29 protein-coding genes are annotated in these 25,226 nt (G+C 68.9%); 12 read left to right on the forward strand and 17 right to left on the reverse strand.

The genetic code is table 11. The annotated features are described in order from the left end of the window. The first annotated feature begins 152 nt into the window (after positions 1-152). Entirely contained in the window at positions 153-1,109 is a 957-nt protein-coding gene (locus AB0I43_RS11650; protein ID WP_356970590.1) for a DNA-processing protein DprA, read from the forward strand. After that, positions 1,106-2,047: a hypothetical protein gene (locus tag AB0I43_RS11655; RefSeq protein ID WP_356970589.1), complete on the forward strand. Its 942-nt coding sequence runs from the start codon at positions 1,106-1,108 to the stop codon at positions 2,045-2,047. Before AB0I43_RS11650 ends, AB0I43_RS11655 begins: the two co-directional genes overlap by 4 nt. Positions 2,048-2,113: 66 nt before the next feature. Here AB0I43_RS11655 and AB0I43_RS11660 read toward each other — a convergent pair whose 3' ends face one another. Together AB0I43_RS11660 and AB0I43_RS11665 are read right to left on the reverse strand one after the other, a co-directional pair. Then, entirely contained in the window at positions 2,114-2,281 is a 168-nt protein-coding gene (locus AB0I43_RS11660; protein WP_356970587.1) for a hypothetical protein, read from the reverse strand. A gap of 457 nt (positions 2,282-2,738) precedes the next feature. Further along, positions 2,739-3,305, reverse strand: a complete 567-nt coding sequence (locus AB0I43_RS11665) for a hypothetical protein (RefSeq protein WP_356970586.1) — start codon at positions 3,303-3,305, stop codon at positions 2,739-2,741. A gap of 50 nt (positions 3,306-3,355) precedes the next feature. Between AB0I43_RS11665 and AB0I43_RS11670 the strand changes: the two genes are divergently transcribed. After that, positions 3,356-3,730: a DUF1801 domain-containing protein gene (locus AB0I43_RS11670; protein WP_356970585.1), complete on the forward strand. Its 375-nt coding sequence runs from the start codon at positions 3,356-3,358 to the stop codon at positions 3,728-3,730. Between the two features lie 193 nt (positions 3,731-3,923). Beyond that, complete coding sequence (locus AB0I43_RS11675) at positions 3,924-5,810, forward strand: UvrD-helicase domain-containing protein (RefSeq protein ID WP_357431822.1); 1,887 nt, start codon at positions 3,924-3,926, stop codon at positions 5,808-5,810. A gap of 6 nt (positions 5,811-5,816) precedes the next feature. Here AB0I43_RS11675 and AB0I43_RS11680 read toward each other — a convergent pair whose 3' ends face one another. The 6 genes from AB0I43_RS11680 to sucB all read right to left on the reverse strand — a co-directional run bounded on the left by AB0I43_RS11680 (position 5,817) and on the right by sucB (position 11,564). Next, the gene (locus AB0I43_RS11680) at positions 5,817-6,149 is read right to left on the reverse strand and encodes a hypothetical protein (protein ID WP_356970581.1); all 333 of its coding nucleotides are present in this window, start codon (positions 6,147-6,149) and stop codon (positions 5,817-5,819) included. A gap of 46 nt (positions 6,150-6,195) precedes the next feature. Next, positions 6,196-7,212 (reverse strand): lipoyl synthase, encoded by a 1,017-nt coding sequence (gene lipA / locus AB0I43_RS11685; RefSeq protein ID WP_356970580.1) that lies wholly within the window; start codon positions 7,210-7,212, stop codon positions 6,196-6,198. A 10-nt stretch (positions 7,213-7,222) separates the two neighbouring features. Next, positions 7,223-7,975, reverse strand: a complete 753-nt coding sequence (gene lipB, locus AB0I43_RS11690) for a lipoyl(octanoyl) transferase LipB (protein ID WP_356970578.1) — start codon at positions 7,973-7,975, stop codon at positions 7,223-7,225. A 216-nt stretch (positions 7,976-8,191) separates the two neighbouring features. Next, positions 8,192-8,725, reverse strand: coding sequence for an N-acetyltransferase family protein (locus AB0I43_RS11695; RefSeq protein WP_356970576.1), 534 nt, complete (start codon positions 8,723-8,725; stop codon positions 8,192-8,194). A 182-nt stretch (positions 8,726-8,907) separates the two neighbouring features. Further along, complete coding sequence (locus AB0I43_RS11700; protein WP_356970575.1) at positions 8,908-9,816, reverse strand: TIGR01777 family oxidoreductase; 909 nt, start codon at positions 9,814-9,816, stop codon at positions 8,908-8,910. Between the two features lie 5 nt (positions 9,817-9,821). After that, entirely contained in the window at positions 9,822-11,564 is a 1,743-nt protein-coding gene (gene sucB / locus AB0I43_RS11705) for a 2-oxoglutarate dehydrogenase, E2 component, dihydrolipoamide succinyltransferase (protein ID WP_356970573.1), read from the reverse strand. 271 nt (positions 11,565-11,835) lie between these two features. Between sucB and AB0I43_RS11710 the strand changes: the two genes are divergently transcribed. After that, positions 11,836-12,198: an oxidoreductase gene (locus tag AB0I43_RS11710; RefSeq protein WP_356970571.1), complete on the forward strand. Its 363-nt coding sequence runs from the start codon at positions 11,836-11,838 to the stop codon at positions 12,196-12,198. A 6-nt stretch (positions 12,199-12,204) separates the two neighbouring features. Here the strand turns inward: AB0I43_RS11710 and AB0I43_RS11715 are convergent, their stop codons facing one another. Then, positions 12,205-12,516 carry a peroxiredoxin-like family protein gene (locus tag AB0I43_RS11715; RefSeq protein ID WP_356970569.1) on the reverse strand — a complete coding sequence of 104 codons (312 nt, stop codon included), beginning with the start codon at positions 12,514-12,516 and terminating at the stop codon, positions 12,205-12,207. Positions 12,517-12,546: 30 nt separating this feature from the next. Here AB0I43_RS11715 and AB0I43_RS11720 point away from each other — a divergent pair, with 30 nt between their 5' ends. Further along, positions 12,547-13,491 carry a cupin domain-containing protein gene (locus AB0I43_RS11720; RefSeq protein WP_356970568.1) on the forward strand — a complete coding sequence of 315 codons (945 nt, stop codon included), beginning with the start codon at positions 12,547-12,549 and terminating at the stop codon, positions 13,489-13,491. Here the strand turns inward: AB0I43_RS11720 and AB0I43_RS11725 are convergent. Beyond that, positions 13,463-14,977 (reverse strand): leucyl aminopeptidase, encoded by a 1,515-nt coding sequence (locus AB0I43_RS11725; protein ID WP_357431824.1) that lies wholly within the window; start codon positions 14,975-14,977, stop codon positions 13,463-13,465. The genes AB0I43_RS11720 and AB0I43_RS11725 overlap by 29 nt on opposite strands. 92 nt (positions 14,978-15,069) lie before the next feature. Between AB0I43_RS11725 and gcvT the strand changes: the two genes are divergently transcribed. Together gcvT and AB0I43_RS11735 are read left to right on the forward strand one after the other, a co-directional pair. Beyond that, positions 15,070-16,170: a glycine cleavage system aminomethyltransferase GcvT gene (gene gcvT / locus AB0I43_RS11730; protein WP_357431826.1), complete on the forward strand. Its 1,101-nt coding sequence runs from the start codon at positions 15,070-15,072 to the stop codon at positions 16,168-16,170. Positions 16,171-16,346: 176 nt separating this feature from the next. Further along, entirely contained in the window at positions 16,347-17,447 is a 1,101-nt protein-coding gene (locus AB0I43_RS11735; RefSeq protein WP_357431828.1) for a branched-chain amino acid aminotransferase, read from the forward strand. Between the two features lie 23 nt (positions 17,448-17,470). On the opposite strand, the gene AB0I43_RS11740 is transcribed toward AB0I43_RS11735, so the two are convergent. The 6 genes from AB0I43_RS11740 to AB0I43_RS11765 form a co-directional block, all read right to left on the reverse strand. Further along, positions 17,471-18,184: an MBL fold metallo-hydrolase gene (locus AB0I43_RS11740; protein WP_356970561.1), complete on the reverse strand. Its 714-nt coding sequence runs from the start codon at positions 18,182-18,184 to the stop codon at positions 17,471-17,473. 139 nt (positions 18,185-18,323) lie between these two features. Then, the gene (locus AB0I43_RS11745; protein WP_357431975.1) at positions 18,324-19,064 is read right to left on the reverse strand and encodes an adenosylcobinamide-GDP ribazoletransferase; all 741 of its coding nucleotides are present in this window, start codon (positions 19,062-19,064) and stop codon (positions 18,324-18,326) included. 2 nt (positions 19,065-19,066) lie between these two features. After that, complete coding sequence (locus tag AB0I43_RS11750) at positions 19,067-19,660, reverse strand: hypothetical protein (protein ID WP_356970560.1); 594 nt, start codon at positions 19,658-19,660, stop codon at positions 19,067-19,069. Further along, entirely contained in the window at positions 19,657-20,781 is a 1,125-nt protein-coding gene (gene cobT, locus AB0I43_RS11755) for a nicotinate-nucleotide--dimethylbenzimidazole phosphoribosyltransferase (RefSeq protein WP_357431830.1), read from the reverse strand. The genes AB0I43_RS11750 and cobT overlap by 4 nt, the downstream gene beginning before the upstream one ends. Before the next feature lie 70 nt (positions 20,782-20,851). Next, complete coding sequence (locus AB0I43_RS11760; RefSeq protein WP_357431832.1) at positions 20,852-21,403, reverse strand: bifunctional adenosylcobinamide kinase/adenosylcobinamide-phosphate guanylyltransferase; 552 nt, start codon at positions 21,401-21,403, stop codon at positions 20,852-20,854. A 60-nt stretch (positions 21,404-21,463) separates the two neighbouring features. Further along, positions 21,464-22,438 (reverse strand): helix-turn-helix domain-containing protein, encoded by a 975-nt coding sequence (locus AB0I43_RS11765; RefSeq protein WP_357431834.1) that lies wholly within the window; start codon positions 22,436-22,438, stop codon positions 21,464-21,466. An 86-nt stretch (positions 22,439-22,524) separates the two neighbouring features. On the opposite strand from AB0I43_RS11765, the gene AB0I43_RS11770 reads away from it, so the two are divergent. Beyond that, complete coding sequence (locus AB0I43_RS11770; protein ID WP_356970553.1) at positions 22,525-22,686, forward strand: hypothetical protein; 162 nt, start codon at positions 22,525-22,527, stop codon at positions 22,684-22,686. Next, positions 22,683-22,844, forward strand: a complete 162-nt coding sequence (locus tag AB0I43_RS11775) for a hypothetical protein (RefSeq protein ID WP_357431836.1) — start codon at positions 22,683-22,685, stop codon at positions 22,842-22,844. Before AB0I43_RS11770 ends, AB0I43_RS11775 begins: the two co-directional genes overlap by 4 nt. 79 nt (positions 22,845-22,923) lie before the next feature. Here the strand turns inward: AB0I43_RS11775 and AB0I43_RS11780 are convergent, their stop codons facing one another. Beyond that, a complete protein-coding gene (locus AB0I43_RS11780; protein ID WP_357431838.1) occupies positions 22,924-23,592 on the reverse strand; it encodes a DUF3043 domain-containing protein in 669 nt (222 codons plus the stop codon). A 185-nt stretch (positions 23,593-23,777) separates the two neighbouring features. Here AB0I43_RS11780 and AB0I43_RS11785 point away from each other — a divergent pair, with 185 nt between their 5' ends. Both AB0I43_RS11785 and AB0I43_RS11790 read left to right on the forward strand, forming a co-directional pair. Then, positions 23,778-24,128, forward strand: a complete 351-nt coding sequence (locus AB0I43_RS11785) for an iron-sulfur cluster assembly accessory protein (protein WP_356970546.1) — start codon at positions 23,778-23,780, stop codon at positions 24,126-24,128. A gap of 82 nt (positions 24,129-24,210) precedes the next feature. After that, positions 24,211-25,179 (forward strand): carbohydrate kinase family protein, encoded by a 969-nt coding sequence (locus AB0I43_RS11790; protein ID WP_356970544.1) that lies wholly within the window; start codon positions 24,211-24,213, stop codon positions 25,177-25,179. The last annotated feature ends 47 nt before the right edge of the window (positions 25,180-25,226 follow it).

Below are 25,226 nucleotides of genomic sequence, written 5' to 3' on the forward strand. Positions count from 1 at the left end.
AAACCATTTCCGACGCTGGCGGCAACGAGGGAGCACTCACACCGGGTTGAGCTACGCTTGCGTCGTTCGGCGGGTTCGGCGAGGAGTCCGATACCTGTCGGTCCCCCATGTAATAATTCGAATGTACGTTCGAAATACCTCGAGGAGGGCAGGTGACACACCCGCACGCCTCCCAGGGCTGGGACGACGACGCGGCGGGCGACCAACCGCTGCCCTGGGATGATCATGACCGAGCTGCAATCGTCGCGATGATGCGGCTTACGCCGAAGAACACCGACTGGTCCAGGTTGACCGAGCGGATCAGTGATATCGGCAGCGCTGCGCAGCTATGGGCGGATGAGCATCCGGAGGATCTTTTCGGCACGGATGACGAGTCCGAGATCTGGGCTCGAGCAGTCGCTGATATAGCGGAGTGGCGGAAAGCTCCTTTCGAGTTCCACACATTCATGGACGGTACGTATCCCGAGCGGTTGCGATCTGTTCGTCAGATGCCGCCGATTGTCTTTACCCAAGGCAGTCTTGTGGAGCGCGATGCTGGTGTCTGTGTGGTGGGTTCGCGCGGCGCCTCCGACCGCGGAATGGATTTCGCGCGCCGGGTCTCGGTAGGTCTTGTGAAAAACGACGTGACTGTGATCGCGGGCTTGGCGAAGGGGATAGATACCGCAGCCCATCAAGCTGCGCTGAGTTCCGGTGGCCGTACCGTCGCCGTGCTAGGAAATGGTCTGAACCACTTCTATCCGCGCGACAATCGGTCGCTGCAGGCCGAAATTGCACAACGGGGAATGCTTTTGACGCATTTCCTGCCGGAGTATGGCCCATCACGATGGTCGTTTCCTGCGCGTAACGTAACGATGAGTGCATATGGGATGGCAACGGTCATCGTCGAAGCAAGCGAGAAGAGCGGAACGAGGATCCAAGCGCGCGAAGCGGTCGCACACGGTCGACCCGTCATCCTCAATGAGACGGTCGTGCAGGCAACATCGTGGGGTCGTGCGTTGCAGGACGAGCCGGGTGTCTACGTCGCGGACTCGCCTCGGGCGGCCATCGAGTATGCAACGAGCATCATCGCTCAACGGACTACCATAACGAGGCTTTTGGGCATTCGGTGAATGAACTCACGCGTGATCAGTTCCGGCGTCAATCGACTGAAATGCTTCTTCGTGAACAGTCGAAAGCTTCCGAAGAGGGACTGCACAATGTAACCCACGAGGCTCTGCTGCTACGGGGTGTGGTCCGGGATCGGATCGGTGGGTTCTTCTCCAACGCAGGCGTGCCGGGCATGTCCGGCATCTGTACCGTCTGCCGTGGCCCAGCGGAGAAGGAGATGTGCGGGCGGTGCGCCGTCGCCAGCAGTAACTATCCTGGACTACTCGCCGATCGAACCATTCTGCTGACATACGCGATCGGGAACCGTGCGGGCGAGCGTCATCAGTCTGCCCATCATATGGTGGCGTATAAGGGCTATCGTGGCACACCACAGGCGGAGGAATGCGCCGAAGATCTGCAATTGCTGATCTCTTCAGTGGCTGAATTGCACCGGCCCTGTTTCGAAGCCTGGCTGGGCGCGCCATGGGATTCGCTGACCTTCGTTCCCTCGAAGGAAAGACCTGATCGAAGACATCCGCTTGTGGCACTTGCCAATTCCGTCATCCCTCCGCTCAGCGCGGCTCCCAGCTTGCAGAAATTCATGTTGACGCCAGGACCAGGGAGCGAGACCAAGCATGAGATGACGGACGACCGTTACCTGATCGAGGAGCGTTGGCTCCCGGTCGTGGAACATAAGAATGTCCTGATAGTCGATGACACCTGGACAACTGGTGCGAGCGCGCAGGGGGCTGCTATGGCCGCCAAGCTGGCAGGGGCGGAGTCGGTATCGATCCTGTGCGTTGCCCGGTGGCTACGCTGGGACTGGGCCGATCATAAGGTCTTGATCGACTCGCTGACGGAGGGGTTCGACGCGCTGCGTTGTCCGGTCCATGGGGTTCATTGCACACCGGCCATTCAGTACGAGGCTCCCGGCTTGAGGGGGACGCAGCTATTCGGCTGACGATCCTCTTGCGTGGAACCGCTTGCTGATTCGGATTTTTCGCTCTGCGAAACCGTCGGCGAAGTGTTAGGCCGACCTCGGCAGTGGCCGGGGGCTGAGCTGGTGTGCGGGCGCGAATTCGCGTGTGAGCGCTCCGTTGTCGAGGTAGACGACGAGTCCGAACCACGCCCGGTCGGGATCCTGCCGCCAATGCAGCAGGAGACCGTCGTGGGTCTGCGATTCCGTCGTGATCACGCACGGTTTGACTTTGCCGTCGTTACGCTGACCAGCCTCGCGGGGCAGGCAAAGCGGGCACGCCACGCCCCGACGGCGAGCCTCCCACAACGGTACGACTTCGATGCAGGCGCAAGAGCCGCACAATTGCGCCAACCGGAAGTCGGCGTCGAGCACTCCACAATCTCGGTACCAATGGTAGACCTCGCACTGCGGCTTGCATCGAACCCGCAGGGCATGTCTTCCCGGGTCGAATTCGGTGTGGTCGCCATGAGGTTCGAATGTCGGCGACGGCTGGTAGCCATGAAGCTCCGCGTAGATATCTCGCGGGCCGTCTGGGTTGAATCTGCGAGTGAACCGTTTGACCATGTCGACTCCGCTCAGAAGCGATCATGCAGGCATTACACGAGAGACGGTTTCGAGTGTCCCCAGCTACCGGGTGCGTGTCAAGGTGGGGCCGGGCCCGCGTGATTGCGGATCACCGGGCCAGGTGCGGCTGGTAGCCGAGACAGCGGAAGCCGTGGCCGAGTTGCTCGTAGGCGGCGGGGTTGTTGCGTAAGCCGGGGGCGGAGACGTCGATGGTGCCGGGGTGTTCGGTGTCGTGGCGGACGACGATGAGGTGGGTTTGGTCGCCGTCGAGGCTGCTGATGATCAGTTCCCAGTTGCGGGGGCCGCGGCGCAGGAGGTACGTGGGCTGGTCCTGGTGGATGCGGCTCAGGGCGCGGATGGCGAAATCGTCGGAGAACGGGGAACCGACCTTGCGCCACACCGGTTCCGGGCCGGAGTGGTTCAGGTCGGAGAAGAGCTGGCGGCGCAGTTCGGCGTACCGGTGGCCCTGTGCGGCGACGCCGGTGAAGACCAGTTCCACGTCGATCGCGTTGTCGCACCAGGACAGGTTGGCGCCGCGCCCGAGTAGGTCGTCGCGGATCCACGGCTTGAGGTAGTTGTCCAGCCGGCCCAGCCGCCACGCGTCCTCGCAGACCTCGGCGACGTTCAGCATGGACTCGATCAGTTGGCGATAAGCGGATTCCAGCGAGTCGGGCACTCCTCGATCTTCCTGGATCGTGGCAGGGCGTGCATTTAAGATCTCTGGATATGGTGCAGAGCAAGGCGTCCACCGTCACCGAATACCTTGCGGAGTTGCCCGAGGACCGGCGGGCGGTGCTGACCCGGCTGCGGGAGTTGTGCCGCACCGAGCTGGGCGGGTTCGACGAGGTCATGGAGTACGGGATGCCCGGGTATCGGCGCGACGGCGTCGTGCAGCTGAGTTTCGCCAGTCAGAAGCAGTACATCTCGGTTTATGTGTTGCGTACCGATGTGCGGACGGCGTTCGAGGAGCGGCTGGCGGGGCAAGATATGGGCAAGGGGTGCCTGCGATTCCGCAAACCGGAGTCGGTGGACTTCGAGTTGCTGGGCGAACTGGTGCGGGCGACGGCCGGGGCTCCGGGCGAGGTGTGCGGCGACCTATGAGCTAGTCACGTCATAGAAACCGGCCGACCAGTATTTGTGGCTCAGCAGATTTGTGCGTCACGCTGGTATCGGGTCGCTCGGTCGGGTGGCCGTCATCGGATGGGGAGGCGGTGGCGCCGTGGCGCGAACAACGAGTCACGACAAAGAAATTCGGCGTATCCGAGCACAGGAGGCGGTTACCGCCGTAGGACCGATGTCGCCACGCCAGCGCAACGTACTGGTTGGCCTGCTCGCGGAGGGGCGACAGGGATGGTGCCTCCTCGTCCGGCGTGGACAGCAAACGACTACGAAATCGGTAGACGCGTATCTCATCGGGCCCGGTGGTGTGTTCGGACTGATGTTCTCCGATGTATCGCCCGATGAGATGAGCAAAGTCATGGGTCGCTCCGCGCTGCTATTCGCAGATCTCGATGTGGGGCAGCATCGCAACGTATTCGTGCCGGAAACGATCGAGCATGTCGTGGTCGTTGCTCCGCACACCCGAGGCGATGGCCGGCATCGGGCGGTCAGTGAGCTCACCTATCGCACTCTGTTCGACGGCGGCAATCGACTGGAACGCGGCGCGGCTGCCCGGATCGCGGATGCGGTCAGCAAGCGGTCGCCGGACTACGCGTTGCTGTCTCTCGATCGCTCAGCATCGACCGGGCCACACGACGCGGCCATGATCGAGACAGCGGATATCCATGATCAGCAGCGAGAACATGCCCTTACCAGACCGTTTCCTTCGTGGATGAGCTTTCTCGACCCGGCGCAGCAGGCACTGGTCGCGCGAAACTACAACGGCCCGGCCCGTATCGCCGGCCCTGCGGGCACCGGCAAGACGGTGGTGGCTTTGCACCGAATGGCATATCGCGCTCGCCGTACCACCGGAAAGCTGCTGTTCACCACGTTCGTTCGGAATCTGCCCAGATGTCAGCAGCAGGCATTCGCTCAGTTGGCGCCGGAGATCGGGGATCGAGCCGAGTTCAAGAGTTTGCATTCCTGGGCAGGAGAACTGCTCGGAATGCGAGGCCAGCCGGATCGGATGGACATGACCGCCGCCGACAACGCCTTCAATCGGGCGTGGTCGCGGGTCGGCCGCCGGGGCCCGCTCCCGGAAATCGAGAGCGACAACCGGTACTGGCGGGAAGAGGTCGATCGGTTGATCAAGGGCCGCGGCCTGACCGCGTTCGAGGAGTACGCCAGGCTGGATCGCCGCGGTCGTAACGGCACACTGCGGCGCTCGGCCCGCGAGGCAGTGTGGGCGCTCTACGAGGAATACGAAGGACTGCGAAAGGAGGCCGGGTTCCTCGACGCGAACGATCTGATCAGCGCCGCGCTGCGAGAGGTGCGGGCAGAGCCGCTGGGCGAACGCTATGACATGGTCGTGGTGGACGAGGTACAGGACATGACGGTGATGGGACTGCGTCTCGCACACGCGATCGTCGAGGACGCGCCGAATGCGCTGCTCCTGGTCGGCGATGGCCAGCAGCAGGTCTACGCGGGCGGTTGGCGCCTCTCGGATGCGGGCATTCCGATCGTCGGTCGCGGTGCGATTCTCGAAGTCAACTACCGCAATCAGGACGCGATACTCGAACTCGCCGCATCGTTGGAGGGCAAGGGGGTGGTGGACGACCTGGACGGCGAAGCAGCCATCACCCTGAGCCGATCGAAAACGGCTCTTCGTGGTGGCGGGGTGGCCGAAACATGGCATGGGGACAACGATGAGGTCGAGCGCCAAGTGCGGCTACAACTCGACAGAATCAAGGAACGTGGAATTCCGCTCTCCGCGACAGCTCTCATCACGCGGACTAATCACGAGGCCGACCGTTTCCGGAGCGCCTTGCGCCGCTGGAAGGTGCCCTTCCGGAACCTCGAGGATTACGACTGCACCGAGGAGGAGAAGCTCAAGATCGGGACGGTCTACCGCGCCAAGGGGTTGGATTTCCGCGCGATACTTCACCCGTTCTTTTCGAAATCCCAACCGGAAGAAGAAGTCTCCGATGCTCGCCGGGATCGTGAGCGGCTCTCCGTCAATCAGCGGTTCGTCGCGATCACTCGAGCTCGGGATTACGTATGGCTGGGTGTTGTCGAGGATTGAAGCAGGTCAGTAAGGCGACTTGATCAGGACGGCCTTGATCGAGAGTTCCGCGACCGGGCGCAGGCCCTGCAGGATGGTCCAGCCGGCGCCGGGGTAGAGGTGGGGGTCGGCGAGGCAGGGGACGAGGAAGCCGACCTGGACGAGTTCGCCTTCGTCGGAGAGCTGGCCGGTGCGTTCGATGCGGATGCTGAGCAGCACGTCGTGCAGGCGGATCGCGTTGATGCCGGGCAGGGCCTTCGCGGAGAAGACGGGGCCGGGTGGTGGGCCCAGACGGCGGCCGCCGGGGAGCCAGTGCAGGCGGCCGGTCGCGACCGGGTTGTCGAGTTTGTCTCTGTTCATCGGGAATGACCGGACCCCGCACGCCGGGGCGTGCGGGGGCTCCGAGCTAGCTGCCGAACCGCGCCAGGACGGAACTGGCTTCCTGGGAGGCGGTGCCTTCCTGGGCCAGATGCGCCATGTCGGACGGGATTTCGCGGCCGTGATGGGCCATCGCCTGGGCGTAGAGGCGACCGGCGCGGTAGGACGAGCGGACCAGCGGCCCGGCCATCACACCGGCGAAGCCCATCTCCTCGGCGGCCTTGGAGTGCTCCACGAACTCCTCCGGCTTCACCCACCGGTCGACCGGGTGGTGGCGCGGGGAGGGGCGCAGGTACTGGGTGATGGTGAGGATGTCGCAGCCGGCCTCGTGCAGATCGCGCATGGCCTGGGTGACCTCCTCCGGGGTCTCGCCCATGCCGAGGATGAGGTTGGACTTGGTGACCAGGCCCGCCTCGCGCGCCGCGGTGAGCACCGCGAGCGAGCGCTCGTAGCGGAACGCCGGGCGGATGCGCTTGAAGATGCGCGGCACCGTCTCCAGGTTGTGCGCCAGCACCTCCGGGCGCGAGGAGAACACCTCGGCCAGCTGCTCGGGATCGGCGTTGAAATCGGGGATGAGCAACTCGACGCCGGTGGACGGGTTCAGCGCCTTGATGGCGCGGACCGTCTCGGCGTAGAGCCAGGCGCCGCCGTCGTCCAGGTCGTCGCGGGCGACGCCGGTGATGGTGGAGTAGCGCAGACCCATGGCCTGGACGCTCTCCGCGACGCGGCGCGGCTCGTCGCGATCGAGTGCGGCGGGTTTGCCGGTATCGATCTGGCAGAAGTCGCAGCGGCGGGTGCACTGCTCGCCGCCGATCAGGAAGGTGGCTTCGCGGTCTTCCCAGCATTCGAAGATGTTGGGACAGCCGGCCTCTTCGCAGACGGTGTGCAGGCCTTCGCGTTTGACCAGACCCTTGAGTTCGGAATACTCGGGGCCCATGGTGGCGCGGGTACGAATCCACTTGGGCTTGCGCTCGATCGGGGTCTCCGAGTTGCGCGCTTCGATCCGCAGCAGTTTGCGTCCTGCCGGGGCTTGAGCTGAGGTCACGTGATCGACCTTACGCCTGGGCCGGAACGGCCGGTCGGGGTGTGCCGGAGCCTGTGGCATTTCCGACACGGGGAATATCGTGCGCGGTAACTGGCAACTCGCCGTCGAGCGCGCGCACGATCGCGGCGGCCACCAGCGGCTTGACCTGCTCGACGGTGACTTCGCGGCCCAGCTCGCGCGAGAGCGTGGTGACGCCGGCGTCGCGGATGCCGCACGGGATGATGGCGCCGAAGCCGTCCATCGCGGTGCAGTTCAGCGAAATGCCGTGCAGCGCAACACCTCGCTGCACGCGCACGCCGATCGCGGCGATCTTGCGTTCGGCGAAGACCTCGGTCGCGGGCAGCCACACGCCGGAGCGGCCCTCGATCCGGCCGCAGTCGAGGCCGAAACCGGCGACGACGGAGATCAGGGCCTCCTCGAGGCGGCGCACGTACTGCACCACGTCCACCGGCTCGGCGAGCCGCACGATCGGGTAGCCGACGAGCTGCCCGGGACCGTGCCAGGTGATCTTGCCGCCGCGGTCGACCTGGATTACGGGGCTGCCGTCGATGGGCATGTCCTCGGGTTCGGTGCGGCGACCGGCCGTGTACACCGACGGGTGCTCGAGCAGCAGCAGGCGGTCGGCCCCCTGGCCTTCGGCTCGTTCCCCGGCGATGGTGCGCTGCAGGTCCCAAGCGGCGTGGTAATCGATGAGCCCGAGATCCTCGACCACGATCGGGGTCGGATCGAATCTGGCGGACCGGATGGTGCGCGTGTCGTTCACTGCTCCGACGCTACGCCCAGGGTGGGCGGTGGGTGAAGGGGGCCCGAGCGGGTTCGGGGGACCAGTTCGAGTTGTCCCACTCTGAGCGACAAGGCTCGAGGTTGGTTCAGGGTTGTCGCTCGGAGTGGGACGGTAGGTAGTGCTGGACTGGGCTGGTCGCCGCAACCGGGGCGGTTTCAGGGAGGCTCTGGGCTGGTCGCCGTAAGCGGGGCGGTTTCAGTGGGGCTGTAGCGGAAGAGTGAGCTGCATGAGGGTGAGGTCCATCCAGCGGCCGAACTTGTGGCCGACCTCGGGCAGCTGGCCCACGGTGACGAAACCGAAGCGCTCGTGCAGGGCAATGGAACCGGTGTTGGAGGACTCGATGGCGGCGATCATGGCGTGCACGCGGCCGGACTCGCGGGCGCGGGCGATGAGCGCGGTCAGCAGGGCCGTGGCGAGACCGCGGCGGTGGAACCGGTCGGCGATGTACACCGAGTTCTCCACCGAGTAGCGATAACCGGACTTCGGCCGCCACTGCCCGTAGCTGGCGTACCCGGCGAGTTCGCCGTCGATCTCGGCGACGAGGATCGGCATGCCCGCGGCGGTGCGATCCCGGAACCACGCCTGCCGGTCGTCCAGCCCGACCAGATCGGTATCCCAGATGGCGGTGGACGCCGCGATGTTCGCGTTGTGGATGTCCAGGATCGCCATCAGGTCGTCTTCGCGCGCGTCGCGAATGACGGTGGCCGGGCGTAGGTCGGTGTCTGCCATCGGTCGCCTTCGGGTGCTGGTCGGGGTTGTCGCCGGTAGGCGGCATTCCGATTGTCGCTGATCCCGGCTTGTGCGGCCGCTCCCGGTTCGCAAGATCACAGGGTGGGTCGGCGGAGGGATGGCCGGGCCGCGGGCCGTGTGGTGGGCGCTTGCCGCTGAAGAGTGAGGGAAGCCGACTGGATTCAGCGGTGGTCGTTCTCGCGACCCGCGACGGCGGCGAACGCTGCCCCGATCGTGGGGTGGCGGAATTGGTAACCGGCCGCTTCGAGCACCGCGGGGATCGCACGCGGGCCGTGCAGGATCGCTTCGTCCGCGAACTCGCCGAGCACGGCGCGCAGGGTGACGGCCGGGACCACGAAGGGGGCGGGGCGGCGCAGCGCCTTGCCGAGGGCGCGGTTGAATTCGGCGTTGGTCACCGGCGCGGGGCCGACCGCGTTGACCGGGCCGGAGACGGTGTCGTGGGTGAGCGCGAAGACGATCGCGCCGATCTCGTCGTCGCCGGAGATCCAGGGGGTGTACTGCCGACCGTTGCCGAGGCGGCCGCCCAGGCCGAGCGAGTAGAGCGGGCGCAGCATGCCGAGCATGCCGCCGTGCCGGGTCAGTACCGGAGCGCTGCGCAGCAGCACCACCCGAGCACCGGCGGCGACCGCCGGGCCGGTGGCGGCTTCCCAGTCCCGGCACAGCGTGGCCAGGAAACCCGTTCCGGCGGGGGCGGATTCGTCGACCACCCGGTCGCCGGTGCCGCCGCCGTAGACGTGCACGCCGCTGGCGTTGACCAGCACCGGCACCTCCGCGGCGGCGACCGCCGAAGCCAGGACGTCGGTCGGCGTGATGCGGCTGTCCCGCAGCTCCTGCTTGTAGCTGCCGGTCCAGCGTCGCCCGCCGATCGACGCGCCACACAGGTTGACGACCGCGTCCGCACCCGGCAACGCCCGCGCGTCGATCTCGGCGCGGACCGGATCCCAGCGGAATTCGTCAGGAGCGGCGGCGGCCCGGCGCACCAGCCGGGCCACCTCGTGCCCGTCGCGGCGCAGGGCCGCGACGAGCGCTGTCCCGATCAATCCGGAGGATCCGGCGATCACCACCTTCATGGGCGCTACAGACCGAGATCCGCCTCGAACGCCGCTTCCTCGAGCCGGTGCCGGATCGTGGTCAGGAAGCGACCCGCGTCGGCGCCGTCGATGAGACGGTGATCGTAGGTGAGCGGCAGGTAGCACATCGAGCGCACGCCGATGGACTCGTTGCCTGTCTCGTCGGTGACCACCACCGGGCGCTTGACGATCGCGCCGGTGCCCAGCATGCCCGCCTGCGGCGTCACCAGGATCGGGGTGTCGAAGAGCGCGCCCTGCGAACCGATGTTGGTGACGGTGAAGGTGCCGCCCGACAGCTCGTCGGGCTTGAGGCCGCCGTTGCGGGCGCGGTTGGCGATATCGGCGATGGCGCGGGCCAGGCCGGCCAGCGACAGGTCGCTCGCGTTGTGGATGACCGGGGACAGCAGGCCCTTGTCGGTGTCCACGGCGATGCCCAGGTGGACCGCGGCGTGGTAGGTGACCTCCTTGGTCGACTCGTCGTAGGACGCGTTGACGTTCGGATGCACACCCAGCGCCTCGACCACGGCCTTGGCGAAGAAGGGCAGGAACGTCAGATTGACGCCCTCGCGCTCCTTGAACGAGGCCTTGGCCTGCGCGCGCAGCGCGGCGATCTTGGTGACGTCGGCCTCGTGCACCTGGGTCAGCTGCGCGGTGGTCTGCAGCGATTCCCGGGTCTTGGTGGCCGTGATCTGGCGGATCCGGTTCGCCTTCTGCGTGGTGCCACGCAGGTGGGCGAGCTCGGGGCTGGGCGCGGCCTTGGCGGCGGGCGCCTTGGTCGCGGCCGGCGCGGCGGAGCTGGTGGCGGCCGCCGGCGCCTTCTTGGCTTCGGCCGCGGCCAGCACATCCTGCTTGCGGATGCGGCCGCCGACACCGGAACCGGTGAGCGAGGAGAGGTCGACACCGTTCTCGTCGGCCAGCTTGCGGACCAGCGGCGTCACGTACGGAGTCGCGCCGTTGCCCGAGGACGAGGACGACGCGGCGGGCGCGGTGGCCGGCGGCTGCGGCGCGGGCGCCTTCGGCGCGGGAGCCGGGGCCTTGGCGGCCGGGGCCGGCTCGGGCTTGGGCTCGGGCTTCGGTTCCGGCTTCGGCTCGGGCTTGGGCTTGGGCTCGGGCGCCTTGGCGGCGGGTTGGCCGCTGCCGATCACGCCGAGCTGACCGCCGACCGCGACGACGTCGTCTTCCTCCGCGCTGATCTCCAGCAGGGTGCCTGCGACGGGGGAGGGGATCTCGGTGTCGACCTTGTCGGTGGACACCTCGAGCAGCGGCTCGTCGACCGCGACCTCGTCACCGACGGCCTTGAGCCAGCGGGTGACGGTGCCCTCGGTGACGGACTCGCCCAGCTCGGGCATCTTCACCGGGGTGCCGGAGGAGCTGTCGGCGGCGGGCGCGGATTCCGCCGCGGCGGGCTCGGGCTCGGGCTCGGCTTCGGCCTGCGGCTCGGGGGCGGCCTCGGGCTCGGGTTCGGGGGCGGCTTCGGGAGCAGGGGCCGGGGCGGATTCGGCGGCCTCGCCGGCTTCGCTGATCACGCCGAGTTCACCGCCGACCTCGACCACATCGTCTTCGCCTGCGACGATCTTCGACAGCACGCCCGCCGCGGGGGACGGGATCTCGGTGTCGACCTTGTCGGTGGAGACCTCGAGCAGTGGCTCGTCGACCTCGACCGTGTCTCCTTCCTGCTTCAGCCACCTGGTCACCGTTCCCTCGGTGACGCTCTCACCAAGAGCCGGCATCTGGACGGAGAAGGCCATGTCCGTTGACTCCTCTGACTGCTCGACGGATTTTGCAACAGTTGATCTTCGGCAGGCCGCCGCCGCAGGTCGCGACGAATGCCCGTGAGCCACCGATCGATCTGGTGGCACCGGAGATCCGGGTGGTTCCTTGTACCGCGATCCATCCTTGCACTCGCCCGGGTGGCGTGTAGCACAGGGCAGCCAAGAAATCGGTTAAATCTCGCCGAGCTGGCAAGATGGGGGTACCGGTGGGGATGATGTCTCCGGTGTCGCTAGGAGGTCGGCGCTGATGGGTTTACTGGATCGGTTCAAAGGCGCCGGTAGGGGTGGGGGCACGTCGTCACGTGCGGGTACCTCGGCCAAGGAGGACCTGCGCTACATGCGCGAATGGGTGCGCACCCATGTCGGCGTCGAGGGTTTCGTAGAGCCCAAGACGACAGTGACCGATGTCACAGTCGTGCTGGTCGCCGCGGACGGGGAATGGACCCGCCGGATCACCGGCGAACGCGGCGCCGCCCGGCTCGCCGGTGATCTGCACATCCCCGTCTACGACGTCGCCAGGACGGGCTACCCGCAGCGGATGCGCGACTACGACGCCCGCAAGAAGATCGAGCGCCAGCGCGCGTTCGAACAGGAACTGCGCGATCTCTGACCGGCCTCAGGCCGCCGCGTCGAGCCGCCAGCCGGACGCCGCGAGATCGGTGCCGGTGGCCCGGAAGGTCTCGCGGATCGATTCCGCGACAACGTATTCCAGCTCGTAGGCGCGGATCGCGGTCAGCTCCGGATCGGACAGGACGGCGAATTCCAGTGTGTGGGCGCGGACGGTGTCCAGCGACCGGTCCGGGGTTTCCGGGGAGATCGCGACCAGTCGCGCGCCGCGCGCGTGGAATTCGGGGAGCGACTGCTGGAGCAGCCGGAGTTCCAAATTGCAGAACGGGCACCAGCCCCCGCGATAGAACGAGAGCACCACCGGCCCCGCCGCCAGTGCGGCGCCGAGGGCATGGACGTGCTGGCCGATGTGCTCGCCGCGACCAAGCTGGGCGGGGTGGTCACCACGCATCTGATCGCGGCGGCGCCGTGGGGCATCCGCATGGACGACGTGCCGACGGCGACTTTCCACGCGGTGGTCGCGGGCGCCTGCTGGCTGATCCGGCCCGGCGCCGAACCGCTCGCCCTGGCGGCGGGCGATTTCGTGCTGCTGCCCACGGGGACCGGGCACGCCCTGTGCAGCGCACCGCGGGCCGCGCTGGCGCCCGCGTCCGGCACCGAAGGCGGCACGGGCCGCCAGCTCGTTCGCCTCGCCGGGCCCGGCCCGCAGACCACGATCATCTGCGGCGCCTACCGCTACGACGCGTTCCCCGGGCACCCGCTGCAGCGGCTGCTGCCCGGATTCGTGCACATCCGGGCGGACCGGGAACTGGCCGCCACCGTGGCGCTGCTGGAGGCCGAATTCGCCGCGGATCGCCCCGGCGCGCAGACGATCACCGACCGGCTCGTCGACATCATGTTCGTCCGGATGCTGCGGGCCTGGGCCGAGTCCCGGGCCGAGGCGGGCGCCACCTGGCTCGCCGCCCTGCGTGATCCGGAGATCTCCGCGGCACTGGCGCTGCTGCACGCGGATCCCGCGCACGCCTGGACGGTGCGGGAACTGGCCGAGCGGGTCGGTGTCGCGCGCGCCACGCTGGCTCGCCGGTTCACCGCTCTGGTGGGCGAGCCGCCGCTGGCCTACCTCGGGCGCTGGCGGCTGGGCCTGGCCGCGGCGGCTGCGCGATACGCCGGATGCCGTTGCCGCCGTGGGCAAGAGCGTCGGCTACGCCTCGGAATTCGCGTTCTCCCGCGCCTTCAAGCGGGTGCACGGCTCCGCGCCCGCGGTCTATCGCCGCGAGCAGCGGTCACGGGATTCGGCTTAGGTTCGCTCAGTCCGCCGCGGCGATGTCCTCGATGACGGCGATCAGGGTGCGCACCGGCACGCCCGTGCCGCCCTTGCCGATGTAGCCGAAGGGGCCGCCGGTGTTGTAGGCCGGGCCCGCGACGTCGAGGTGCGCCCACTGCACGCCCTCGGGCACGAACTCCTTGAGGAACAGGCCGGCCGAGAGCATGCCGCCCCAGCGGTGCGGGGCCACATTGGCCAGGTCGGCGATCTTGGAGTTCAGGTCCGCGCGCAGTTCGGTGGGAAGCGGCATGGCCCAGCCGTTTTCGCCGACCGCGCGGGAGATGTAGGCGACGCGGTCGCGGAACTCCTCGGTGCCCATCACGCCGGGCGTGCGGGTGCCCAGCGCCACCATCTGCGCGCCGGTGAGGGTGGCGACGTCGATCAGGTAGTCGGGGTCGTCCTCGCAGGCCCGCACCATGGCGTCGGCCAGGATGAGCCGGCCCTCGGCGTCGGTGTTGAGCACCTCGACGGTGGTGCCGCCGTACTGGGTGAGCACGTCGCCGGGGCGCTGCGCGGTCGAGGACGGCATGTTCTCGGCCATCGGCAACGTGGCGGTGACCGTGATCGGCACGCCCAGGCGCGCGGCCAGCAGCGTGGTCGCCACCACCGCGGCGGCCCCGGCCATGTCCGAGGTCATGTTCTCCATGTTCTGCGCGGGCTTGATGGAGATGCCGCCGGTGTCGAAGGTGATGCCCTTGCCGACCAGCGCGACCTTCTTCGGGCCGCCCGCGTAGGTCAGCCGGACCAGGCGCGGCGGGCGCGAGGAGCCCTGGCCGACGCCCAGGATGCCGCCGAAACCACCTGCGGCCAGAGCGTGTTCGTCCAGCACCTCGACCTCGAGGCCGGCCGCCTCCGCGAGCAGGCGGGCGCGGTCGGCGAACTCGGCGGGGTAGAGGTGGCTGGGCGGGGTGTTCACGAAATCGCGTGCGGTGGCGACGGCTTCGGCCGTCAGCTCGGCGCGCAATAGCGCGCTCTCACCGAAATCCGGTTCCGGGACCAGGAATTCGATCCGCGCCACCGGCCGCTCGTCCGGCTTCGGCGCCGACTTCGCGGACCGGAACGGGGTGAAGGTGTAGGCGCCCAGGTAGAAGCCCTCCGCGGCGGCGCCGAGATCGACGCCGCCCAGCGTGGTCACCACCAGCTCGGTGCCCGACAGCGAGCGCGCGGCCACGCCGGCCGACTTGCGCACCTGCTCCTCGTCGATCTTCTCGGCCGCGCCCAGGCCGACCGCGAGCACGCTGGAAACGCCGTCCAGGCCCGCCGGGGCGGGCACCCGGGTCAGCTCCTCGGCCTTGCCCTTCGCGCCGACCGCGCCGAGCTGATCCAGCAGCTCCGCGCGGATCTCCTCGGTCAGCACGTCGCCGAACAGGTCCGCCGGGACGATGGACGGACCGTTCTCCGAGGACGTCAAGCCGATCACCAAGACGTCGGTGTCGGGATTGATGGTCTGGGTACGGGTCAGTTCCGGTCCGAGGGAGCGATCTGCGACAGCGGTCATGCGGGTCAGGTTACTGGCCGGTGCGATCTTGTTCGCGGTGAGCCGGGCGGGACACGCGGCGCGGTGCGCGCGGGCCCGGTTAAGCTCGCCGGGTGACCGAAACGAACCTGCTGCAAGGCCCCATCCACGCCGTCCACGTCGAGCTCGGAGCGACTTTCGCGCCGTTCGGTGGCTGGGAGATGCCGGTGTCGTACGCAGGCACGGTCGCCGAGCATCTGGCGGTGCGCGAGACGGTCGGGCTCTTCGATGTCAGCCATCTGGGCAAGGCCACCGTGCGCGGCGCCGGCGCGAAGGATTTCGTGAACGCGGCGCTCACCAACGATCTGGACCGGATCCGGCCGGGCAAGGCGCAGTACACGCTGTGCTGCGCGGCCGACGGCGGCGTCATCGACGATCTGATCGCCTACTACGTCGGCGATGACGAGATCTTCCTCGTGCCGAACGCCGCGAACACCGCGGCGGTGGTGGCCGAGTTGGAGAAGGTCGCGCCCGCGGGCGTCACCGTGACCGACGAGCATCGCGAGTACGCGGTCTTCGCCGTGCAGGGGCCCAAGTCCGCCGAGGTGCTGAGCGCGCTGGGGTTGCCCACCGATCTGGAGTACATGGCCTACGCCGACGCCGAATGGGACGGCCGCCCGGTGCGGGTCTGCCGCACCGGTTACACCGGCGAGCACGGCTACGAGCTGCTGCCGCGCTGGGCCGACGCGGCGGAGCTGTTCCGCGCGCTGACCGAGCGGGTGCGGGCCGCGGGTGGTCAGCCCGCCGGGCTCGGCGCGCGCGACACCCTGCGCACCGAGATGGGTTACCCGCTGCACGGCCACGAACTGTCGCTGGAGATCTCCCCGGTGCAGGCGCGCGCGGGCTGGGCGGTCGGCTGGAAGAAGCCGGAGTTCTGGGGCCGGGAGGCGCTGGCGCGGGAGAAGGCCGACGGTCCGCGCCGCGGGCTGCTGGGCCTCAAGGCGCTCGATCGCGGCGTGCTGCGGCAGGGGCAATCGGTGCTGCGCGACGGCGAGCCCGTCGGCGAGACCACTTCGGGCACGTTCTCGCCGTCGCTGAAGGTCGGCATCGCCCTGGCCCTGCTCGACACCGACGCGGGCCTCGCACCGGGTGACGAGGTGGAGGTCGACGTCCGGGGCCGCCGGCTGCGCTGCGAGGTCGTCAAGCCGCCGTTCGTGCAGGCGCGCACGGCCTAGCCCCGAACATTGCTATCTGCTCAGCAAAAACCGTGCCGGGCGGGGTGTTGCTGACCGGGATGCCACCAGCGGGCAGCGCCGGTTGCGAGTCCGGAGGCGGGTAGGCGAACCTCGGCTCGAGCGGCGCGCCCAACAGGGCGCACCGTGCGAAACCGGACAGAGTTAGGATCAGCGTCATGACCGTTGCCGCACAGTTCACCCGTGTTCCTCATCCTGCGCCCGCCCCGGCGCAGCGGGTACAGGAGATACTGGCGGCTCCCGGGTTCGGCCGGTACTTCACCGACCACATGGTGTCGATCGATTACGCCGACGGCCAGTGGGGCGACGCCCGCGTCGAGCCCTACGGCCCGCTCACGATGGACCCGGCCACCATGGTGTTCCATTACGGCCAGGCCATTTTCGAGGGCCTGAAGGCCTACCGGCAGCCCGACGGCACCGTGTCCTGTTTCCGGATCGACGCCAACGCCGCCCGCTTCCAGCGCTCGGCCCGGCGCATGGCGATGGCCGAGCTGCCGGAGGAGCTGTTCATCGAGTCGGTGCGTCAGCTGCTCGAGGTCGACGAGCGCTGGGTGCCCGCGGCCGGCGGCGAGGATTCGCTGTATCTGCGCCCGTTCCTGCTGGCCACCGAGGTCGGCGTGGGCGTGAAGCCCGCCGACGCCTACAAGTACCTGCTGCTCGGGTCGCCCTCGGGCGCGTACTTCAAGGGCGGGGTGAAGCCGGTCAAGGTGTGGCTGTCCACCGAGTTCGTGCGCGCCGCCCCCGGCGGCACCGGTGAGGCCAAGGTCGCCGGCAACTACGCGGCCTCGCTGCTCGCCCAGGCCCAGGCGTCCGAGCAGGGCTGCGATCAGGTGGTCTGGCTGGACGCGGTGGAGCGGCGCTACGTCGAGGAGATGGGCACCAACAACCTGTTCTTCGTCTACGGGTCGGGTTCGCAGGCGCGGCTGGTGACGCCGTCGCTGTCCGGGTCGCTGCTGCCCGGCATCACCCGCGATTCGCTGCTCACCCTCGCCGCCGATTCCGGCTTCTCGGTCGAGGAGCGGCTGGTCTCGGTCGAGGAGCTGCGCAAGGGCGCCGAATCCGGTGAGATCACCGAGGTTTTCGGCTGCGGCACCGCCGCGGTCATCATCCCCGTCGGTTCGGTGCGCTCCGCGGAGGGCGAATTCACCATCGGCGGCGGCCAGCCCGGTGAGGTCACCATGGCGCTGCGCGACACGCTCACCGGCATCCAGCGCGGCACCTTCGCCGACATCCACGGGTGGATGAACCCGATGAAGTAGCACTCGCGGGAAACGGGCCCGGTTCAGCCCGGCATCAGCATCTGCCACTGCTCCAGGGTCTGCGGGCGCATGACGTAGTTGCTGTCCTTGATGTGGGACAGCGCGGCGCTCGGCTCCTGCGAGTACCAGTGCCCCGGGTAGACCACCGGGTCGCTCTTGAGGCCCGCGAGATAGCGCAGGCTGCGGAACATCTCGTCGGAGTCGCCGCCCGGGAAGTCGGTGCGGCCGCAGCCGTCGACGAACAGCGTGTCACCGGCGATCAGCCGGTCGTCGAACAGGAAGCACTGGCTGCCGGGGGTGTGTCCGGGGGTGTGCAGCAATTCGATGTCGAAGGCGCCGACGGTGATCTTGTCCCCGTGCTCGTGGCCGGTCAGCTCGCTCGGCGCGATCCCGGTGACGTTGGCCACCCAGGACAGCTCCTGATTGTTGACATGCACTGGGACGCTGGTCTTCTCGAGTAACTCGCGGACGCCGCGCAGGGTGAAGCCCATCATGGAGCCGCCGACGTGGTCGGGGTGGTGGTGGGTGGCGAGCACGCCCGTCAACCGCAGGCCGTCGCCCTCGGCGATGTCGGCGAGATCGCCTGCGGCATAGGCGGGATCCACCACCACACATTCGCCGGCCTCCCGATCCCCGATCAGATAGGCGAAATTGCGCATTTGCGTCGCGATCGGATCACCCACGGCGTAATCCCGCCCGGACAGCAGCTGTCGGAAATAGAGGCGCTCGGAAGACATGGACACCACCTTAGGGCCCGACCCAGACGGTCAGCGCGGTGGCGGGGAAAATCGTGGGCAAACGTGGGGAGCGCCTCATCTGTCCGTGATCCGTACCAACGGTCGGTCGGGATTTTCCCAGGACAGCCGGGCGTGCGGCCTACGCGCCCAGGGAGAGTCCGGCCGCCGTGAGGGCCACCGACACCTCCAGGACCGCGCCGAGCACGTCGCCGGACAGACCGCCGAATCGGCGCGCGGTGTGCCGGACGAGCAGCACCGTCAGGGCAACGGCGCACAGCACCACGACCGGGCCGAGCCAGGGTTTCCCCGGCACCGCCGCCAGCGCGGCCGTCGCGGCGAGTGTCACCCATGCGACACCGGTCCACGGCGATTGCGTCCCGGCGACCAGCGCGCCGAACCCGGTGTCGGGGGCCGCGCCGAGCGGGCGGCGGCAGGCGAGGACCACCACGACCCGGCCGAGCGCCACGGCCAGCGCCACCGCGAACCAGCGACCCGACGCCGCGAGCACACCGAACGAAACCGCCTGCACGGCAACGGCGAACACGATGGCCGCGACGCCGAACGGCCCGGCGCCGCCGCTCTTCATGACGGCGCGGGCGCGCTCCGGCGGTCCGTAACTGCCGAGGCCGTCGAAGGTGTCGGCCAGGCCGTCCAGATGCATGCCCCGGGTGATCAGCGCCAGCGCGGCCACGGCGGTGAAGCCGCTCAGCAGCGGGTCGGCGCCGATCGTGGTCAGTGCCCACAGCAGGGCGGCCGTCGCGGCGCCCAGTCCGGCGCCGACCACCGGCGCGAGCGCGATGGCCCGGCCCGCCCCCGCCCGGTCGACGGTCTCCGGTCCGCGCACCGGCAGGACCGTGAGCCAGGACACCGCGAGGCGAATGCTCAACGGGGGTAGCCGATTCCGATGAGATCGGCGTCCAGCGCACCGGGCTCGAGGTCCGGGTTCAGCCCGGACACCACGTCGGCGGTGAGTGGTCGCAGTTCGAAGACATGGCGGACCGCGCCGAGATCCGGTTCGGCCTCGAAGTAGTCCGCGGCCCAGCGCTGGTAGGCCTCCGGCGTGCCGGCCAGCAGCAGCTCGAACAGGTCGCGGTCGGCGCCCGAGACGCCCCACGCCGCGTCGCCGGGCTCGCGCCAGAAGCACACGGTGGCCCGGGGCGATCCGTCGAAGTCGGCGAACGCGGGCTCGGCCACGAAGGGCGCGAAAACCTCTGGTACCGCGTCGAATACGCGCGGATCGGCAGGCGCTTCGTGATCGAAGCCGAGGCCGTAGCAGCCGGCTGGCGCGAAGACGATATGCCACTCGTTGCCGGAACCGTCGCGCATGGAAGCCATTTCCTGGTCGTCGTCCCAGGCGGCGTCGAAGGAGTAGTAGCGATCGCCCCACTCCGGGCTGAGTACCGCGTCGAGCGTGGCCAGCGCCCGGCAGCGGTCGCGGAGAGCGTCGATGCCGGGCAGGCCCTGCAAGGCGCTCACTGCGCCGCCTCGCGGCCGGTGTCGGTCTCCGGCGCGTGCGCGCCTGTTTCGGAGGTCGCCTCGGCCTCGGCGGTCTCCGCGTCGGCGGTACTGACGCCCGCCTCGGCGAACGTCGACATTTCCGCGAGTGTGGCAACGGCGGCGCGGAGCAGGGGCAGGGCGGTGAGGGCTCCGGAGGCTTCGCCGAGGCGCATACGCAGGTCGACGAGCGGGGTCAGGCGCAGGTGGGCCAGGGCCAGGTCGTGCGCGGGCTCGGTGGAGCGGTGACCGGCCAGCCACCAGGCGCTGGCGCCGGCGGCCAGGTCCTCGGCGACGAGGGCGGCGGCGGTGACGACGACGCCGTCGAGGATGACCGGGGTGCGGCGGACGGCGGCCTGGGCCAGGAAGCCGGTGATCGCGGCGAAGTCGGCGCCGCCCGCGACGCGGAGCAGGTCGACCGGGTCCTTGGCGACGGGCCGGGCCCGGCGCATGCCGTCGCGGATGGCGGCGACCTTGCGGGCCCAGCCGTCGTCGTCGACGCCGGTGCCCCGGCCGACGGCGGCGACCGGTTCCTTGTCGGTGAGGGTGGCGATGAGAACGGTGGCGGGGGTGGTGTTGCCGATGCCCATGTCGCCGGCGACGAGCAGGTCGGCGCCCGCGTCGATCTCCTCGTCGGCGATCGCCTTGCCCGCCGCCAGCGCGGCCACGACCTCGTCGGTGCTCAGGGCGTCCTCGCGGTCGATCGAGCCGCTGGACCGGCGGACCTTGTGCTTGCTGATGGCCGGATCGGTATCGCCGTCGACGGCGATGTCGGCGACCCGCACCGTCGCGCCCGCCACGGCCGCGAGGGCGTTGACCGCCGCGCCGCCGCCCAGGAAGTTGGCGACCATCTGCCCGGTCACCTCGCTCGGATACGCGGACACCCCGTGCCGGGCCACGCCGTGATCTCCGGCGAACACCACGACCCGCGCGCGCTCGAACTGCTTGGGCGGGCACTGGCCCTGGCAGGCCGCGACCCAGTTGCCGAGTTCCTCGAGCCGTCCGAGCGATCCGCCGGGTTTGGTCAGTTGCGCCTGTCGTTCTCCAGCCACCGCGCGAATCTGCGCGTCCGGCGGCGCAACCGGTCCGAATCCGTGTGTCACTGTCGAGCCTCTCGGGTCGGGGCGCGCGGCCGTCGCCGCACTGACTTCGCCGCCCAATCTTGCCTGCCGGTTATTTGAGCCGGAGGGGGAGGCCCGCGACGACGAGAAAGACCTCGTCACACACCGCGGCGAGCCGTTGGTTGAGGGCGCCGATCTCGTCGCGGAACAGCCGCCCGGAGCGGGTGGCCGGAATGACGCCCATCCCGACCTCGGGGCTCACGATCACCAGCCGGCACGGGTACTCCGCCACCGCCGTGACCAGCGCGTCGCAGTCGGGAACGATGGTGCCGCGCGGCGCCTCCCAGGCCTGGCGCGCATCGATCCGCGCGGTCAGCCAGGTGCCGATGTCGTCGACGAGAGTCGCGCCGTCCGTCGGCTCGCCGGTGAGAACCCCTGCCGGATCGGCACTTTCGACCACGCTCCACGCCGCGGGCCGCCGCTCCCGATGCCCGGCGATCCTGGCCGCGAAATCCAGATCCGCCGGATCCGGCACCGAAGTCGCCAGATACCGCACCGCCTCCGCCGCCTCCGCCAGCCCTTCGGCGAACCCGGACTTCCCGGACCGCGCCCCACCGAGCACCAGCGTGCGCAGCGGACGGGCGACTTCCTCGACGTTCGGCACGCCTGCACGCTACCAACCTCCGCTCCGCACCTGGGCAGCGAAATCGCGCCGCCGCCCCGTTCAGTCCGCGGCGGCGGTGGCGGTGCCGAAGCGGCGGCGATACTCCGTGGGCGCGATGCCGACCAAGCGCTGGAAATGGTGGCGCAGGAGGGCGCCGGAGCCGAAACCGGAACGGGTGGCGATGTATTCGAGGCTGTGGTCGGTTTCCTCGAGCAGGTGCTTGGCGTAGAGGACGCGCTGGTTGGTGAGCCATTTCACCGGGGTGGTGCCGGTCTCGGCGGCGAAGCGGCGGGCGAAGGTGCGGGTGGACATCATGGAGCGCGCGGCCAGATCCTCGATGGTGTGCGGGTGCTCGAGGTTCTCGTCGATCCATTGCAGGGTGCTGCGCAGGCTGTCGGTGGTGCAGGCGGGCACCGGGCGCTCGATGAACTGGCGCTGGCCGCCGTCGCGCTGCGGCGGCACCACCATCCGGCGGGCGATGGAATTGGCCGCCGCGCTGCCGATCTCGCGGCGCACCAGATGCAGGCAGGCGTCGATGCCCGCCGCGGTGCCGGCGCTGGTGATCAGGTTCCCGGCGTCGACGAAGAGCACGTCGGGATCGACGGTGGCCGCCGGGAAGCGCCGGGCGAGTTCGTCGACGTAGCGCCAGTGCGTGGTGCACTTGCGGCCGTCGAGCAGGCCGGCGGCGCCCGCCAGGAAGGCGCCGGAGCAGACGGTGAGGATGGTCGCTCCCGCCGCGTCGGCGGCCTGCACCGCCTCGATGATGGCCGGATCGATGTCGTCGATGGCGGCGGCGGGGAACGCCGGCAGGGCCACCAGATCGGCCTGCGCCACCTCCTCGAGCCCGTAGGCGGGGGTGATGGTGACGCCGGGCGTGGAGGAGGGCAGGCCGACGCCCGGTGCGACGCCGCACACCTTGAAGTCGAAGGCGGGGATGCCGTCGGCGGTGCGGTCCAGGCCGAAAACCTCACAGATTACGCCGAATTCGAACACGGCGACTCTCGTGGCGAGCACCACGGCGACCTTCGACAGCATGTGCCAAGACTACCTGGCTGAATCTTTGCGCACAATGACAGTTCAGCCACTTTCGGCGGTAATTCTACGAGCGCAAAATTACTGCCATGCTTACTTTCCTGCTCGTAGCCACCGTCATCGTCGCCCTCGGAGTCGTCACCTCCGGCCGGGACCGCACCGGAACCGACCGCATCGACCGGGACGCCCAGCGCGTCCAGAACGAACTGACCGCGATCCGCGCCTATTCCGGGGGAGCGTTGCTGTCATGATCCCGCTGCTCGTCACCCTGCTGGTGCTCGCGGCCTTCGCGTTCTTCGCCGTGCGCGGCCGCGAACTCGCCGGTTCCTCGAACGTGGTGGACCGCGACGCCCAGCGCCTGCGCTGCGACCTGATCGCGCTCGACGGCCGTGCGGCCGATCACCATTGAGCCGCCGCCCGGCGGCGGCTCATCCGACCAACGAAAACAGGCCCTTCCGGATTCGGAAGGGCCTGTTGCCGTCATGTGGTCAGATCGCGTCGCCGGGGCTGACGCGCGGCTTCGGGGCGCGCATCTTGCGGATCTGCGAGGCGCGCACGAAGGCGTACCAGCCGAGCTTGGCGCCGCCGTCCGTGCTGTCCGGGAACCGCTCGCGCACCCGGTTGTTGACCATGCGCCCGAGAATGACGCCCTCGATCAGCATGAAGAGCATCATCACCAGCATGACCAAGGTCACAATGGTCTGGTAGGCGGGCAGCACGAAGGTGGTCAGGATCAGCACCAGCGCCATCGGCATGAACAGCCCGACCAGGTTGCGCCGGGCGTCGACCACGTCGCGCACGAAGGCGCGGACCGGGCCCTGATCGCGGGGCAGCAGGTACTTGTCCTCGCCGGCGAGCATGCGCGCGCGGCGGTCCTGGGCGGCCAGCCGCCGCTCGGCCGCGGCCGACTTCCGGTCGGCCTTGGTGCCGCGGTTGGCCTTGCGGCGCGCCCGGGCCTCCTTGGCGGTCAGCGGGGCGGGCGCGACGGGGCCGCGCCGTTTCCCTTGCGCGTCACGACGTTTCGGTGTCGGACGCCCCTTGCCCAGGGTGACGGTGGACGAATTGCGGGTATCGGCGGCCACGCCACCGGTTGCGTCCGCCGTGCTGTCGGCGGTCGCGTCGGTGCTGCTGGACTCGCCGCGACGGAACAATTTCACAGCGACCAGGCTATTCGATGCCGGACGTAGTCGGAAACGCGCGGGTCCCGCAAACCGCAGGAGTCGATGTTTCCTCCGAGTACCGTGGTGGCAAGATAGGGAATAGCAGCCCGCTGAGTGGTGTTGAAGGCCACGAGCCGTGCGCTGTTCACGGGTTGACCACAGCTGTCCCTTTAGGAGAGTTCATGACTGTGCAGAACGAGACCGAAACTCACGGCGCGATCCTGACCGATGCCGCCGCCGCCAAGGCGAAGGCGCTGCTGGAGCAGGAAGGCCGCGACGACCTGGCGCTGCGCATCGCTGTGCAGCCGGGTGGCTGTGCGGGCCTGCGCTACCAGCTCTTCTTCGACGACCGCTCGCTCGACGGCGATCTCGTCGTCGACTTCAGCGGTGTCAAGCTGGCCATCGACCGGATGAGCGCCCCCTACGTCCAGGGTGCCTCGATCGACTTCGTCGACACCATCGAGAAGCAGGGCTTCACCATCGACAACCCGAACGCCACGGGTTCCTGCGCCTGCGGCGACTCCTTCAACTGAGCTGAGATTGATACGGTGAGGACGGGATTGTTCCCGTCCTCACCTTTTGCCGTCCACCCACCGTTCGAAGGGCCTTCAGCTCGTGTCTATCGCCGTGTCCGCGTCCATCGCGACCGATCACCTCATGCGTTTCCCCGGACGGTTCGCCGACGCCCTGCTGGCCGACCAGCTCGACCACGTGTCGCTCAGCTTCCTCGTCGATGACCTGCAGGTCCGCCGCGGCGGCGTGGCCGGCAACATCGCCTTCGCCATGGGCGCCCTGAACCAGCGCCCGCTGCTGGTCGGTGCGGTCGGCGCGGATTTCACCGAGTACCGGGGCTGGCTGGAGGACCACGGCGTGGACACCTCCACCGTGCGGGTGTCCGCCACGGCGCACACCGCCCGCTTCACCTGCACCACCGATGAGGACATGGCGCAGATCGCCTCGTTCTATCCGGGTGCGATGAGCGAGGCCCGCGACATCTCGATCGCCGAACTGGCCGAAAGCAACACCCTCGATCTGGTGCTGGTCGGCGCCAACGACCCCGAGGCGATGCTGCGCCACACCGAAGAGGCCCGCGAGCTGGGCATCCCGTTCGCGGCCGATCCCTCCCAGCAGCTGGCCCGCCTGGACGGCGATCAGTCGGTGCGCCTGATCGAGGGCGCCACCTACCTGTTCACCAACAAGTACGAGTGGGCGCTGCTGCTGCAGAAGACCGGCCTGAGCGAGGCCGAGGTCGCGGCGAAGGTCGGCATCCGGGTCACCACGCTGGGCGCGCAGGGCGTGACGATCGTGGACAAGGACGGCACCGAGATCCAGGTCGGCGTCGTGCCGGACCGCGGCCGGGTCGATCCGACCGGCGTCGGCGACGCCTTCCGCGCCGGCTTCCTCACCGCGCACACCGCGGGCCTGGGCCTGGAGCGCGCCGCCCAGCTGGGGTCGCTGATCGCCGTGCTGGTGCTCGAGACCATGGGCACCCAGGAGTGGACGCTGAACAAGGACGACGCCCTCGAGCGCCTGGCCCAGGCCTACGGCGCCGAAGCCGCGGACGAGATCAAGCCGCTGCTCTGACCTGATTCGAAAAGAGCCCCTCGATCGAAAGATCGGGGGGCTCTTTG

Source organism: Nocardia sp. NPDC050435 (assembly GCF_040655395.1).
Taxonomy (GTDB): Bacteria; Actinomycetota; Actinomycetes; order Mycobacteriales; family Mycobacteriaceae; genus Nocardia.

Coding starts and splice junctions, on each gene's coding strand:
- AB0I43_RS11695 (WP_356970576.1), bottom strand. CDS start 8,725: ATGGCAGACACCGACCTACGCCCGGCCACCGTCATTCGCGACGCGCGC.
- AB0I43_RS11700 (WP_356970575.1), bottom strand. CDS start 9,816: ATGAAGGTGGTGATCGCCGGATCCTCCGGATTGATCGGGACAGCGCTC.
- AB0I43_RS11770 (WP_356970553.1), top strand. CDS start 22,525: ATGCTTACTTTCCTGCTCGTAGCCACCGTCATCGTCGCCCTCGGAGTC.
- AB0I43_RS11765 (WP_357431834.1), bottom strand. CDS start 22,438: ATGCTGTCGAAGGTCGCCGTGGTGCTCGCCACGAGAGTCGCCGTGTTC.
- sucB (WP_356970573.1), bottom strand. CDS start 11,564: ATGGCCTTCTCCGTCCAGATGCCGGCTCTTGGTGAGAGCGTCACCGAG.
- AB0I43_RS11775 (WP_357431836.1), top strand. CDS start 22,683: ATGATCCCGCTGCTCGTCACCCTGCTGGTGCTCGCGGCCTTCGCGTTC.
- AB0I43_RS11710 (WP_356970571.1), top strand. CDS start 11,836: ATGGGTTTACTGGATCGGTTCAAAGGCGCCGGTAGGGGTGGGGGCACG.
- AB0I43_RS11720 (WP_356970568.1), top strand. CDS start 12,547: ATGGACGTGCTGGCCGATGTGCTCGCCGCGACCAAGCTGGGCGGGGTG.
- AB0I43_RS11740 (WP_356970561.1), bottom strand. CDS start 18,184: ATGTCTTCCGAGCGCCTCTATTTCCGACAGCTGCTGTCCGGGCGGGAT.
- AB0I43_RS11680 (WP_356970581.1), bottom strand. CDS start 6,149: ATGAACAGAGACAAACTCGACAACCCGGTCGCGACCGGCCGCCTGCAC.
- AB0I43_RS11785 (WP_356970546.1), top strand. CDS start 23,778: ATGACTGTGCAGAACGAGACCGAAACTCACGGCGCGATCCTGACCGAT.
- AB0I43_RS11735 (WP_357431828.1), top strand. CDS start 16,347: ATGACCGTTGCCGCACAGTTCACCCGTGTTCCTCATCCTGCGCCCGCC.
- AB0I43_RS11675 (WP_357431822.1), top strand. CDS start 3,924: ATGTCGCCACGCCAGCGCAACGTACTGGTTGGCCTGCTCGCGGAGGGG.
- AB0I43_RS11670 (WP_356970585.1), top strand. CDS start 3,356: ATGGTGCAGAGCAAGGCGTCCACCGTCACCGAATACCTTGCGGAGTTG.
- AB0I43_RS11725 (WP_357431824.1), bottom strand. CDS start 14,977: ATGACCGCTGTCGCAGATCGCTCCCTCGGACCGGAACTGACCCGTACC.